We start from the raw sequence: 13,372 nt of genomic DNA, 5'->3' as shown, positions 1-13,372 counted from the left end.
CCCATGACCATAGGCGCGACCCGACTTCTGGCCAACGCTCTCGTCGCCGCCGGCCTGCTGCTCGCCCCCGGCGCAGCTGCGGCCAGCGACGCCGCCGCCCTGTTCCGCGAAAGGACGGTGGTGCAGGCGCTGGACCGCCGCTGCGGCCTGTTCGGCGAGGGGGTGGCCACGGCGCTGGGCGCCGCCGCCGTGCAGGCGCGCAACGCCGCCCTGCGCGCCGGTATTGACCGCAGCGCCCTCGACCAGGCGGCCCGCGCCGCCACGCAGCAGGCGGCTCGCCTCGCCTGCGCCAGTGAGGATGCCCGGCTGATCCGCGCGCGGGTCGAGCACGCCTTCGACGGCTGGCTGCGCACCCCGCGCCTGACCTTCACCGGCGATCGCGCCGAGTGGCGCGCCGAACGCGGCTCGCCGCGCGGCTGGCGTCTGGCCCAGGCCTCGCGCACGGGCGCCTCGCCGGTGGTGTTCGGCCTGCCCGGCTACGAGACGCCGCCGGCCGCCGTGGTCGCTTTCGCCGGCGCGCCCCGCCCCTATGCCGCGCGGCTGAGCTTCCGCGACACCGACCGCGAGGCCCGGCCGGCCCTCGACCCGCGCGCGCGGACCGCGCGCCGGGTGGTCTGGGCCACCGGCTATCGCCCGGCCGCGGCGGACCAGCTGCCCGCCGGATCGCGGGCCGGCGAGATCTGGACCTTCCCGGCCGAGGCCATGGACCAGCTGGCCGGGCTGGACCCGCGCGAGCGCTTCACCGTCGAGTTCCTGTTCCGTGACGACAGCGTGGCGCGCGCCCACTTCGAGGTCGGCGATGTCGCCGCCGGCCGCGCCTTCGTCAGCCTCGGGCCGGCGCCGGTGGGTCTGCGCTCGCCGCGCTGAGGTTGAACCGGTCCCGCGGCAGGGCCTCGGGGCATTCGTGGCGCATGAAGGCCAGCATCTTCTCGCGGATCTCGCAGCGCAGGTCGAAGGCCACGCCGGCGTTGCGGGCGCTGGCCAGACAGCGGACCTGGGCGGTGCGCTCGGTGACGTCGGTGACCTGCAGCACCTGCACATCCCCGTCCCAGTGCGGCGAGGCGCGGACGATCTCCTCGAAGGCCGCCCGCAGCCGGTCCATCGGCGCCTCGTAATCCACGTAGAAGAAGGCCGAGCCGATCAGCCGCGCGCTCTCCCGCGTCCAGTTCTGGAACGGGGTGGTGATGAAGTAACTGAGCGGCAGCACCATGCGGCGCCAGTCCCACAGCCGCACCACCACATAGGTCGAGGTGATCTCCTCGACATTGCCCCACTCGCCCTCGACGATGACGGCGTCGTCAATCCGCACCGGCTGGGTGACGGCGATCTGGATGCCGGCGACAAGATTGGTCAGCACCGGCTGCAGGGCCAGACCGGCGATGATGCCGACCACCCCCGCCGAGGCCAGCAGGCTGACGCCCCACTGGCGCACCCCCGGGATGGTCATCAGCGCCAGCGCCAGGCTGACCAGCCCGATCAGCACCACCGCCACGCGCTGCAGGATGCGCGTCTGGGTGACGTGCTTGCGGGCGACCAGATTGTCCTCGGACTGCAGGTTGAAGCGCCGCAGGTAGACCACCGCCCACATGTCGACGGCCCCGACGGCGATCCAGCCGAGGGTCAGGATCGACAGGAAGCCGCACACCGCCCGGATCTGCGCCGAGGGCCCCGGATCGAGCGGCGAGATGGTCACGCCGACCGCCACCGTGATCAGGATGACGAGGATGCGCAGCTTCTTGCGGGCGCGCTCCACAGTGCCCCGCCAGAACAGGTCGCGCCGCCGCACGATCAGCCGCAGCGCGCCGAACAGGGCGCGGTGCGCCACCCAGCCGACGGCGACACAGGCGGCGACCACAAGGCTGATGACCGACCATTCCGGCAGCCAGTCGAACCGCCGCCAGACAGCGACGATCCCTCGGTTCAGCGCGATCAGTTCGGGGGGCATGAAGCTCTACAGCGCCCGGGCCCCGCGTCCGGTTCCGGACGGAAGGGCTAGATCCGGGCCTCGACGAGGTCCGCGAGCCGCCGCGCCGCGTCGGGAATGGCCACGCCCCGGGCCGCGGCCGCGCGCGCCGCCAGCGCCGCCGGGTCCGCCAGCATCGCCGCCACCACGCCCGTGAGACGTTCCACGGTCAGCTCGTCCTCGAGGATCATCTCCGCCGCCCCGGCCTCCACCAGATGGCGGGCGTTGAGGCGCTGGTGGTCATCGGTAGCGATCTTCAGCGGCACGAGCACCGACGGACGGCCGGCCACCGCCAGCTCGGCGCAGGTCGAGGCGCCGGCCCGGCCGATCACCAGATGGGCGGCCCCCAGACGGCTGGCCATGTCGCGGAAGAAGGGCGCGACCTCGCAGGCGATGCCGGCGTCGTTGTACAGCTTCAGCGCCGTCTCCAGCGTTTCGGGCCGCGACTGCTGCTGCACCTCCAGCCGGTCGCGCAGGGCGGTCGGCAGGGCCGCCAGCGCCCGGGGCACGGTCTCGCTGAGCACCCGCGCGCCCTGGCTGCCGCCGGTGACCAGCACCCGGATGCGGTCCGTCGGCGGGTCGTACGGCCGGTCGAACAGGGCGGCGATCTCGGCGCGCACCGGACTGCCGACCAGATGCGGCGTCACCCCGGCCGGGGCCTTCTCCAGCGTCGGAAAGGCCGAGGCCACGGCCCGCACGCGCCCGGCCAGCAGCCGGTTGGTGCGCCCCAGCACCGCGTTCTGCTCATGGATCAGCGTCGGCCGGCCCTGGCTCAGGGCCGCCAGCAGCGCCGGCGCCGACGGATAGCCGCCGAAGCCGATCACCACATCGACACCCAGCCGGTCGAACGCCGCGCGCGCCTGCAGCACCCCCTTGAGGATCTCCACCCCGGCCTTGAGCAGCCCCAGCGGCCCGCGCCCGGTGGCGGCGTCCAGCGCCAGCCGCTCCTCGGCCGGGAAGGCGTGGGCATAGGCCTCGCCGCGGCGGTCGGTGGCCAGCACCACGCGCCAGCCGCGCGCGGTCAGCTCGCGCGCCAGCGCCTCGGCGGGAAACATGTGCCCGCCGGTGCCCCCGGCGGCCACGACGGCGGTTCTGGTCTGGCCCTGCATCCCTCCCGTCTAGCCAAGGCGCAGCCCGGCGTCATCGGGGAAACGGTTGCCCGCGGAGCCAGCCCTCTAAAGGATGCCCCGGCGCTCCAGCGTCTGGCCGGGCTCGTAGGCGCCGGGCCGTCGCCGCGTCAGGGCCAGGGCGAAGCCGATCGTCAGCGACATGGCCAGCATCGACGAACCGCCGTAGCTGAGGAACGGCAGGGTCATACCCTTGGTCGGGATCAGGTTCAGGTTCACCGCCACATTGATCGCCGCCTGCAGCCCGACGAGGATGAACAGCCCCGCCGCCGCCGTCTGCTCGAACGGGTCGGTCAGGCGCATGGCGGTGCGCAGGCCCTTCAGCACGATGTAGGCGTACAGGCCGATCAGGATCAGCGACAGCACCAGGCCGAACTCCTCGGCCCCCACCGAATAGATGAAGTCGGTGTGCAGGTCCGGCACGTGGCGCTTCATCACCCCCTCGCCGACGCCGCGCCCGACGAGCCCCCCGGCGCGGATGGCCTCCGAGGCCCGGTCGATCTGGTGGGTGTCCTCGGCGCCCGGCGCGATGAACTTGGCCACCCGGTCACGCACATGGCCGAACAGCACATAGATCGACACGACCCCACCGACAGCGAGGCTCATCAGCACCGCCATCCACTTGAACGGCACCCCGGCCATGAAGAAGACGGCCATGAAGGTGGTGGTGATCAGCAGGGTCTGGCCGATGTCCGGCTGGATCAGCAGCAGGGCCACGGTCACGGCATAGGCGAGGAAGGCGATCGACACGCCCGGCACCCCCTGCCCCTTCTGGCTCTCGGCGAACATCCAGGCGGCGAAGACGATCAGCCCTGGCTTGGCGAACTCGGACGGCTGCAGGCTGAAGGGACCGAAATTGATCCAGCGCGCCGCGCCCTTCACCTCGTTGCCGACGAACGGCAGGGCCATCATGACGAGGATGGCGCAGACCAGCGCCAGCACGGCGATGCGGCGCACCCCGCGCGGCGACATCAGCGAGGCGGTCAGCATCACCACCAGCCCGGCCCCGGTGAAGGCCATCATCCGCCAGGCGTAGTGGAAGGGATCGGTGATCGACTGGTCGGCGAGGATGGCCGCCGGGCTGGAGGCGAACGACAGCGCCACGCCCAGCCCCATCAGGGCCAGCGCCGCGCCCAGCAGGCCGCGGTCGACCGTCCAGAACCACTTGGCCAGCGGGCTGGGATCGTTGCGCGAGAAGGGCGGGGCGTAGCCGGTGCTCATGGGGTCGCTCCGGGCGGGACGGCGCCGAGCGCCAGGGCGGCGGCGCGGAAGGCCTCGCCGCGCACCTCGAAGTCGGGGAACTGGTCGAAGCTCGCCGCAGCCGGGCTCAGCAGCACCACCTGCGGGCCGCCGGCGGCCGTCGCGTCCCGGGCGGCGGCGGCCACCGCGGCCGCCAGGTCGCCGACCACGGCGTGCGGCGTGTCGCCCAGTGTGGCGGCGAAGTCGCCGGCCGCCTCGCCGATCAGATAGGCCCGCGCCACCCGGGGGAAGAGGTCGGTCAGGTCGGCGATGCCGCCGGCCTTGGCGCGCCCGCCGGCGATCCAGAACACGCGGTCATAGGACGACAGGGCCTGACGCGCCGCGTCGGCGTTGGTGGCCTTGGAGTCATTGACGAAGCGGACCTCGCCCAGCACCCCGATGGTCTCCATCCGGTGCGCCAGACCGGGGAAGCTCAGCAGGCCGTCGACCGCGGCGGCTTCGGACACGCCCAGCGCCCGCGCCGCGGCGAAGGCGAAGGCCGCGTTCTGGGCGTTGTGCCGGCCCGGTAGCGAGCGGGCGGCGGACAGGTCGATGCGCTGGTCGCCGATCTGAAGCGCGCCGGGGACGGCGAAAATCTCCCCTTCTCCCCTTGTGGGAGAAGGGACGCTCGCCACGCGGACCGCGCGCGCGCCCAGCCCGTCCGCGACCGCCCGCGTCTCCGGCTCGTCGACGCCGACCAGCGCCGTCGCGTCGGGGCCGAGCGCCTGGAACAGCCGCGCCTTGGCGGCGACATAGCCCTCCATCCCGCCGTGCCGGTCGAGGTGGTCCGGGGTGATGTTGGTCAGGATCGCCACGTCGGGGGCGAAGCTGGTGGTCAGGTCCAGCTGGTAGCTGGACACCTCCAGCACATAGACGGCGTCGGGCGTCGGCGCCGGCAGGGCCAGCACGCCGATGCCGATGTTGCCGCCGACATGGGTCTTCAGCCCGGCCTGCTTCAGCACCCAGCCGAGCAGGGCCGTCGTCGTCGACTTGCCGTTGGTGCCCGTGATGCCGACCACCTTCGGCCGCGCCCTCTCGGGCAGGGCGGCGATGGCCCGGGCGAACAGCTCGATGTCGCCGACCACCTCGACCCCCGAAGCCCGGGCCCGGGTCACGCTCCAGTGCGGCGCCGGATGGGTCAGGGGCAGGCCGGGCGACAGCACCAGCGCGGCGAAGTCCGACCAGTCCGCCCGCGCCAGATCCTCGACCTCGAACCCCTCGGCCTCGGCCTGCAGCCGGCCGGACACGCCGTCGTCCCACAGCACCGGGACCGCACCCCCGGCCTTGAGGGCGCGCGCCGCCGTCATGCCCGACCGTCCCAGGCCGAACACCGCCACGCGCCGCCCTGCGAAGCCGGGGACGGGGATCATGCGACGCGCGCTCCGTCGTCCTCGGGCTTGACCCGAGGATCGAGCGCACAGCGCCGCGCCGCCGCAGAGGTCCTGCGCGCCCGCCGCCGCCTTGCGACGGACAACTCGACCCTCGGGTCGAGCCCGAGGGTGACGATGTAGCTGGGGCGCCGGCTCCGCATCATCGCAGCTTCAGCGTCGACAGCCCGATCAGGGCCAGCATGCCGGCGACGATCCAGAAGCGGATGACCACCGTCGGCTCCGGCCAGCCCATCTTCTCGAAGTGATGGTGGATCGGGGCCATCAGGAACACCCGCTTGCCGGTGGCCTTGAAGTAGCCGACCTGGATCATCACCGAGAGGGCCTCGATCACGAACAGGCCGCCGACGATGCCGAGCACGAGCTCGTGCTTGGTGGCCACGGCGATGGCGCCGAGCGCGCCGCCCAGCGCCAGCGAGCCGGTGTCGCCCATGAAGATCCGCGCCGGCGGGGCGTTGTACCAGAGGAAGCCCGCGCCGCCGCCGATGATGGCGCCGCAGAACACGGCCAGCTCGCCGGCCCCCGGCACGTGGTGGACCTGCAGATAGTCGGCGAACAGGAAGTTGCCGACGAGGTAGGAGATCACCCCGAAGGCCCCGGCCGCCATCATCACCGGCACCGTCGCCAGCCCGTCGAGGCCGTCGGTCAGGTTCACCGCGTTGGAGAAGCCGACGATCGTGAAGGCGGCGAACAGCACATAGAACCAGCCGATGTTCAGCAGCACCGCCTTGAAGAAGGGGAAGGCGATCGAGGTCTCGAGGTTGGGCGAGGTGGGCGAGGCGTACATCCACATCACCGTCAGGGTCCCGGCGATGACCGCCACCACCGTCTGGGCCGCCAGCTTCTGGCGCGAAGTCAGGCCGGCGGAGGACTGTTTGGTCACCTTGGCGTAGTCATCGACGAAGCCCAGCACCGCATAGGCCGCGGTGACGAACGACACGATCCAGATGTAGGGGCTGGTCAGGTCGCCCCACAGCAGCACCGCCACGGCGATGCCGGCCAGGATCATCAGCCCGCCCATGGTCGGGGTGCCGACCTTCGACAGGTGGGTGACCGGCCCGTCCTCACGGATCGGCTGGCCCTTGCCCTGCTTGACGCGCATCCACGAGATGAAGCGGCTGCCCATGGCCACCGCCACGATCAGGGCGGTGGCCGTCGCCAGCGCGACCCGCACCGTCTGGTACTGGATCAGGTTCAGCAGCGGATAATCCTGCGCGACATCCGCATAGTAGAGATACAGCAGATAGAACATCGGCCCCTCAGCCCTCCGACAGGTCCAGCCGCCGCTCGAGGTCCGCCAGGGCGGCGGCGACCAGCGAGGCCTTCGATCCGTTCGATCCCTTGACCATGACCACGTCGCCCGGCTGCACCAGCGCCTCGACCTGCTCGGCCAGCTCCGCCGCCGTGGCGGCCCACAGGCCGCGGCGCTCGGGGCGCAGGGCCTCGTACATGGCGCGCATCTCCGGTCCGGCGGCATGCACGACATCCAGACCGGCGGCGTCGATGGCGGCGGCCAGCCCTGCGTGCAGGGCCTGCGACTGGTCGCCCAGCTCCAGCATGTCGGTCAGCACGACCACCCGCCGGCCGCGGCCCACGTCGCGCGCCGCCAGGTTGGTGAACCCCGCGGTCATCGACAGCGGATTGGCGTTGTAGCTCTCGTCGATCAGGGTGAAGGCCCCGCCGGCGATGCGCACTGCCCGGCTCTGGCCGCGCCCGGACAGGGGCTGGAACCCGGCCAGCGCCTGCAGCGCCAGCTCGACCGGCACGTCGAGGGCGTCCAGCATCAGGATCACCGCCAGGCTGTTCAGACCCCAGTGGAAGCCCGACTGCTTCAGGGTGAAGACGTGGGTGCGGCCCCAGACCTCGGCGATGACGCGCGCGCCCTCGCCTTCGGCCCGGAAGTCGATCAGCCGGGCGTCGTGCTCGGCGGCCGAGCCGAAGGTGACGACGCGGGCGCCGACATGCAGCGCCGCCTGCCGCAGCTGCGGCTCCCAGACGATGTCGCCATTGACCACCGCCACCCCGCCGGGGCCGAGGCCCGCGAAGATGGCCGCCTTCTCGCGCGCCACCCCGGCCTCGCCGTCGTCGAAGGCCTCGATGTGCACCGGCCCGACGGTGGTGACGCAGGCGGCGTGCGGCTGGACCATGCGCGACAGGGGCGCGATCTCGCCCGGCGCGTTCATACCGATCTCGAACACCGCCCGCTCGACCGTCTCGGCCATGCGCGACAGGGTCAGGGGCACGCCGATGTGGTTGTTGTAGCTCTTGATCGAGGCGTGGGCCGGTCCGGCGAGGTCGAGCCCGGCCTTGATGGCCTGGGTCACGCTGGTCTTGCCGACCGAGCCGGTGACGGCCCCGCGGCGCACGTGCGGAGCCCGGTCCCGCGCCGCCGCGCCGAGCCGCTCCAGCGCCCTGAGCGTGTCGTCCACCACGATGCACGGCCCGCCCTCGACCGGCCGCTCGACCAGGGCGCCCGCCGCGCCGGCGGCAAAGGCCCCGGCGGCGAAGTCGTGCCCGTCGCGCGCACCCTTCAGCGCCACGAACAGGTCGCCCGGCTGGATTTCCTTCGAGTTGTAGCCGACGCCCGTGGCGGCGAAGGCCCCGCCCTCGATGCGGCCCTCGACCGCCTGGGCGATATCCTGGGCCGTCCACAGCGGCGGGGCGCGATCAGCCATGGTCAGTCTTCCAGAGCGCTCTTCACTTCGGTGGCGTCGTCGAACGGGTGCACCGTCGCGCCGACGATCTGACCCTGCTCATGCCCTTTTCCGGCGACCACGACCACATCCCCGTCGCGCAGCAGCCCGACCGCATGGCGGATGGCCGCGCGGCGATCGCCGATCTCCAGCGCATCCGGGCAACCGGCCCGCACCTCGGCGCGGATGGCGGCCGGGTCCTCCGACCGCGGATTGTCGTCGGTGACGATGGCGATGTCCGCCAGCCGGGCGGCGATGCCCCCCATGAGGGGACGCTTGCCGCGGTCGCGGTCGCCGCCGGCCCCGAACACCACGATCAGCCGACCCTGCGCGTGCGGACGCAGGGCCTTCAGCACCGTCTCGAGGCCGTCCGGAGTGTGGGCGTAGTCGACATAGGCCTCGCCGCCATGACGGCCGCCGCCGATGCGCTGCAGGCGACCCGCGGCCCCTTCCAGCCGCTCCAGCGCGGCCAGCACCGTGTCGGGCGACTCGCCGGCGGCGATGCACAGGCCGGCGGCGACCAGGGCGTTCGAGGCCTGGAAGGCGCCGGCCAGCGGCAGCAGGACCTCGCGCCGGGCGCCGCGCACATCGAGGGTCAGGCGCTGCCCCTCGGGCGTCGGGGTCCGGTCGATCAGGGTCAGGTCGCGGCCGCGCTCGCCGACGCCGAACACCGACAGGCCCGACATGATCCCGGCCGCGGCGAAGGCGGAATAGGCGTCGCTGTCGGCGTTGAGCACCGCCGTCCGGCCGCGCGGCAGCAGGGTGTCGAACAGGCGCAACTTGGCCGCCCGGTAGCTGACCATGTCGCCGTGATAGTCGAGGTGGTCCTGGGTCAGGTTGGTGAAGCCCGCGGCGCTCAGGGACACGCCGTCCAGCCTGCGCTGGTCGATGCCGTGCGACGAGGCCTCAAGCGCGAGGTGGGTGACGCCGCCCTCGGCCAGGGCCGACAGCAGCCGCGCCGCCTCGCCGGCGTCGGGGCTGGTCAGGCCGGGGCCGGTCAGGCTGTGGATGTCGGCGCCGCGCTGGGCGACCACGCCCAGCGTGCCCATGCTGGCCGCGTTATGGCCCTGACGCGCCCAGATCTGGCGGCAGAAGCCCGCCACCGAGGTCTTGCCGTTGGTCCCGGTGACCGCCACGCAGACCTTCGGCTGGACCCCGTAGAAGCCGCGCGCAGCCAGGGCGTAGGCACGACGCACATCCACCGAAGTGACCAGCACCGGCGCGGCCTCGCCCGGCGTGTCCTGAGGCGCAAGGATAGCGGCAGCGCCCTGGGCCAGGGCCTGGGGAATGAAGGCCCGGCCGTCCGACTGGCTGCCCGGCAGGGCGGCGAACAGCACGCCGGGCTGGACCTTGCGGCTGTCGGCGGTGACGCCGGTGATGACCGGGTCGGCCGGCACCTCGCGGCGCACCAGATCGGACAGGCGGACGCCGGACGCGCTCATGGCTGCGCCCCCGCCACGGCGACCGGGGCCGGATCGAAGCGGCGCTCGACCTGCACGAAGGGCGCGATACGGTCGGCGATGCGCCCGACCGCCGGCGCAGCGACGAAGCCGCCGGTGCGTGGCCACGAGTCCGGCTCGTCAATCAGTACGAAGACGACATAGCGCCGGGCGTCGGCCGGCCCGTCAGCGGGGAAGACGCCGGCGAAGGTGCCGATCGCCTGGGCCGGGTCGTAGCGGCCATTGACCAGCTTGTTGGCCGAGCCGGTCTTGCCGCCGACCCGCAGGCCGGGGGCGTCGGCGCGCCCCCCCGATCCGCGCAGCACATTGGCGCGCATCAGATCGCGCAGGGTGGCGGAGGTGCGCTCCGACAGCACCCGGCGGCCCTCGACGCCCGCCCCGCCGCGGCGCAGCGACAGCGGGCGGTAGACGCCGCCATTGACGAGGGCGGCGGTCGCGGCGGCCATCTGGGCCGGGGTGATCATGATGGCGTAGCCGAACGACAGGGACGCCAGAGTGCTGTCCGACCAGTTGCGCGGCAGGACCGGCGCGGCGGACTCGCGCAGCTCGATCGGCGCCGCCTCCAGCAGCCCGAAGCGGCCGTAGAAGTCGCGCATTACCTCCGGCCCCATGTCGATGGCGAGGCGCGAGGTGCCGATGTTGGAAGAGTGCAGGAACACCTCTTCCAGCGTCATGACCCGGTTCTGGGCGTGGAAGTCGGCGATGCGCCGGCGGCCGATCATCAGCGGGTCCGAGGCGTCGAACAGGGTGTTGACGTCCGCCGCCCCGGTTTCAAGCCCGGCGGCGACCACGAAGCTCTTGAACACCGAGCCCATCTCGTAGTGGGCCGAGACGGCGCGGTTCAGGGTGGCGCCCGCCGAGGCCCGGTCGCGGTGCGCCGGATCGAAGGTGGGGTAGCTGGCCATGCCCAGCACCTCGCCGGTCGAGGCGTCGACGACCATGGCCACGCCCGCCTCGGCCTTCGCCGCCTCGACCGCCTGGAGCAGTTCGGCCTCGACGACGCCCTGCACCCGCAGGTCGATGGACAGGGCCACGTCGCCGCCGGAGGCCCCGGCTGCGCGTACCGCGTCGTCGAAGGCCAGTTCGGCGCCCGACACGCCGCGGCCGCCGGTGTCGGCGAAGCCGATCAGATGCGCCGCCGAACTGCCCAGCGGATAGACGCGCCGGTCCTCGGCCTCGAACGACACGCCCCCCAGCCCCAGCGCGTGCAGTCGCCGACGCTCGCTGGGGGTCAGCCCGGAGGCCAGGATCAGACGGCGATCGCCCTCCAGCACCCGCGCGAGGCGCTCGGCGGACACCGCCGGGTAGGCGCGGCGGATCTCGCGCGCCGCATGCTCGCGGTCCCAGACCTCGGTCGGGTCGATGTAGACGGCGTAGTGCGGAATGTTGGCCGCCAGCAGCTGGCCGTTGCGATCCGTCAGGTCCCCGCGCACCAGGGCGGCGGCCCCGCCGCTGAAGCGCGGGACCTCGCCCCTGAACAGGGCCGCCCAGGTCGCCCCGGCGGCCAGCAGGGCGAACACCATGCTGAACAGCAGGAACACCAGCGAGATGCGGACGCGGGTGTCCTCCTCGGGCCGGGCGTCGGCGCGGGCGCGCTCGAAGGCGTGCTCGATCGACCAGATCGAATGGGCCATGCGCCGCCAGAGGGGCGCGAGGGCCGGCGCGGCGGCGCGGCGGTACAGGTCGAAGCGGGGATCCTGAACGCTCATCGCGTCACCTCCCCTTCCGGCAGCACCACGACGGGAGCCGGCTCGGCCAGCTCGGGCAGACGGGCCTCGGGCACCACCTGGGTGGCGTCGGCCGGGGCCAGCCCGGCCTGACGCGACAGGGCCTCCAGCCGCGCCGGGCTTTCCAGCCGGGCCGCCTCGGCGCGCAGCAGCCGCACCCGGGCGTCCGTCTCGGCGATCTCGCGCTCCAGCGCCGCGATGCTGGCGCTCTGGCGCGCCGCCGCCGCCTTGGCGACATAGACCGACAGCACCATGGCCGCCACCAGGACGACGCCGACGATCTCGACGACGCGCACCCCGCGCAGCTTCAGCTCGAACAGGCGGCGCAGCACCGTCATGCCGCCGCCCTCCAGACCGGGGCCTCGGTCCGCACCGCGGCGCGTAGCCGGGCCGAGCGCGCCCGCGGATTGGCGGCCCGCTCGGCCTCGCCCGCCTCGCGCGCGCCCTTGAACTGCAGGGTGAAGCTCGGCGGCGGCGGGGCCTTGGCGGCAGGGGCGTGGCGCGAGGCCCCGGGCGTGTGGCCGCTGCGCTCCGCCAGGAAGCGTTTGACGATGCGGTCCTCAAGCGAATGGAAGGTCACCACCGCCAGTCGGCCGCCCGGCGACAGGGCCGCCTCGGCGGCGGCCAGACCCGCCTCCAGCTGGCCCAGCTCGTCATTGACGGCGATGCGGAGGGCCTGGAACACGCGCGTCGCCGGGTGGATCGGCGCGCCGCGACGGCCGCCGACGGCCGCCTCGATGGCGTTGGCCAGATCCAGCGTGCGGGTGAAGGGCTCCACCACCCGCCGGCGCAGGATGGCCGAGGCGATCCGCCCGGACTGCCGCTCCTCGCCGTACTGCTTGAAGATGTGGGCCAGCGGCCCGTGGTCCCAGCCATTGACGATGTCCGCGGCGCTCGGCCCCTCGCCGGACATGCGCATGTCCAGCGGCCCGTCGCGCAGGAAGGAGAAGCCGCGCTCGGCCTGGTCCAGCTGCATCGACGACACGCCGATGTCGAACACCGCCCCGTCCAGCCGCGGCCGGCCGCTCTCGGCGAAGGCCTCGGCCAGACCGGAGAAGGGCGTCTTCACCCAGCGGAAGCGGTCGGGGAAATCCGCCGCCAGCGCCGCGGCGTGCGGCGCCACGGTCGGATCGCGGTCCAGCCCGATCACCTCGGGGCCGCGCTGGAGGAGGGCCCGCGAATAGCCGCCGGCGCCGAAGGTGGCGTCGATGATCAGCTCGCCCGGGGCGGGGGCCAGCGCCTCGATCACCTCGGCGAGAAGGACGGGCGCGTGGGGGGCGCTCATGCCGCGCCTCCGGTCGGGGCGGTCAGGGCCTGACGGGCCAGCTCGCGGCTGCGCGCCTTGCGCGCCTGCCACCGGGCCCGGTCCCAGATCTGGAAACGCGGCCCGAGGCCGACGATGACCACGTCCTCGGTCAGGCCGGCGTCCTCGCACAGGCTCTCCGGCAGGGTGATGCGGCCGCCGCCGTCATAGGCCAGCGGCCGCTGGCCGGCGTAGAAGGCCTCCTCCAGCGCCGTGCGCGCCTCGCTGCCGAACGGCAGGGCCTCGATGCGCGCGACATACTCGGCCATCAGCTTGTCGCCGCCGGCCTCAAGACAATCCGCCGTGATCGAGTGGAAGCAGAACACGCCGGTTTCGGCCCCGTTCTGCGCAGTGCGGTACTCCTGCGGGATCAGCAGGCGGCGTTTGCCATCCAGTTGTTTCTCGTAGGTCGAGAGAAACACGCCCTGCCCCGCCAATGGCCCCCGCGAGCCTTGCCCATGTCACCGGACGC

The 13,372-nt window shown here is 73.1% G+C and carries 12 protein-coding genes; 1 reads left to right on the top strand and 11 read right to left on the bottom strand.

Annotated features, from left to right (window positions below):
• The first annotated feature begins 3 nt into the window (after window positions 1-3).
• Window positions 4-867 carry a hypothetical protein gene (locus VGN74_RS00560; RefSeq protein ID WP_327445413.1) on the top strand — a complete coding sequence of 288 codons (864 nt, stop codon included), beginning with the start codon at window positions 4-6 and terminating at the stop codon, window positions 865-867.
• On the opposite strand, the gene VGN74_RS00555 is transcribed toward VGN74_RS00560, so the two are convergent.
• The 11 genes from VGN74_RS00555 to VGN74_RS00505 form a co-directional block, all read right to left on the bottom strand.
• Window positions 824-1,945, bottom strand: coding sequence for a mechanosensitive ion channel family protein (locus VGN74_RS00555; protein WP_327445412.1), 1,122 nt, complete (start codon window positions 1,943-1,945; stop codon window positions 824-826). The two genes, VGN74_RS00560 and VGN74_RS00555, sit on opposite strands and share 44 nt — an antisense overlap.
• A gap of 47 nt (window positions 1,946-1,992) precedes the next feature.
• Window positions 1,993-3,072, bottom strand: coding sequence for an undecaprenyldiphospho-muramoylpentapeptide beta-N-acetylglucosaminyltransferase (gene murG, locus VGN74_RS00550; protein ID WP_327445411.1), 1,080 nt, complete (start codon window positions 3,070-3,072; stop codon window positions 1,993-1,995).
• Between the two features lie 66 nt (window positions 3,073-3,138).
• Window positions 3,139-4,311: a putative lipid II flippase FtsW gene (gene ftsW / locus VGN74_RS00545; RefSeq protein WP_327445410.1), complete on the bottom strand. Its 1,173-nt coding sequence runs from the start codon at window positions 4,309-4,311 to the stop codon at window positions 3,139-3,141.
• The gene (gene murD / locus VGN74_RS00540) at window positions 4,308-5,699 is read right to left on the bottom strand and encodes a UDP-N-acetylmuramoyl-L-alanine--D-glutamate ligase (protein ID WP_327445409.1); all 1,392 of its coding nucleotides are present in this window, start codon (window positions 5,697-5,699) and stop codon (window positions 4,308-4,310) included. Before murD ends, ftsW begins: the two co-directional genes overlap by 4 nt.
• A gap of 160 nt (window positions 5,700-5,859) precedes the next feature.
• Window positions 5,860-6,969: a phospho-N-acetylmuramoyl-pentapeptide-transferase gene (mraY, locus tag VGN74_RS00535; protein ID WP_327445408.1), complete on the bottom strand. Its 1,110-nt coding sequence runs from the start codon at window positions 6,967-6,969 to the stop codon at window positions 5,860-5,862.
• A gap of 7 nt (window positions 6,970-6,976) precedes the next feature.
• Window positions 6,977-8,392: a UDP-N-acetylmuramoyl-tripeptide--D-alanyl-D-alanine ligase gene (locus VGN74_RS00530; protein WP_327445407.1), complete on the bottom strand. Its 1,416-nt coding sequence runs from the start codon at window positions 8,390-8,392 to the stop codon at window positions 6,977-6,979.
• 2 nt (window positions 8,393-8,394) lie between these two features.
• Complete coding sequence (locus VGN74_RS00525; protein WP_327445406.1) at window positions 8,395-9,852, bottom strand: UDP-N-acetylmuramoyl-L-alanyl-D-glutamate--2,6-diaminopimelate ligase; 1,458 nt, start codon at window positions 9,850-9,852, stop codon at window positions 8,395-8,397.
• Entirely contained in the window at window positions 9,849-11,579 is a 1,731-nt protein-coding gene (locus tag VGN74_RS00520) for a penicillin-binding protein 2 (RefSeq protein ID WP_327445405.1), read from the bottom strand. The genes VGN74_RS00525 and VGN74_RS00520 overlap by 4 nt, the downstream gene beginning before the upstream one ends.
• Window positions 11,576-11,935, bottom strand: coding sequence for a cell division protein FtsL (gene ftsL / locus VGN74_RS00515; RefSeq protein ID WP_327445404.1), 360 nt, complete (start codon window positions 11,933-11,935; stop codon window positions 11,576-11,578). Before ftsL ends, VGN74_RS00520 begins: the two co-directional genes overlap by 4 nt.
• Window positions 11,932-12,882, bottom strand: coding sequence for a 16S rRNA (cytosine(1402)-N(4))-methyltransferase RsmH (gene rsmH / locus VGN74_RS00510; protein ID WP_327445403.1), 951 nt, complete (start codon window positions 12,880-12,882; stop codon window positions 11,932-11,934). The genes ftsL and rsmH overlap by 4 nt, the downstream gene beginning before the upstream one ends.
• Window positions 12,879-13,322: a division/cell wall cluster transcriptional repressor MraZ gene (locus tag VGN74_RS00505; RefSeq protein ID WP_327445402.1), complete on the bottom strand. Its 444-nt coding sequence runs from the start codon at window positions 13,320-13,322 to the stop codon at window positions 12,879-12,881. Before VGN74_RS00505 ends, rsmH begins: the two co-directional genes overlap by 4 nt.
• Window positions 13,323-13,372: the final 50 nt, after the last annotated feature.

It is taken from the genome of Brevundimonas sp. (genome assembly GCF_035998205.1).
Lineage (GTDB): Bacteria > Pseudomonadota > Alphaproteobacteria > Caulobacterales > Caulobacteraceae > Brevundimonas.
This window is presented reverse-complemented; position numbering and strand designations above follow the sequence as displayed.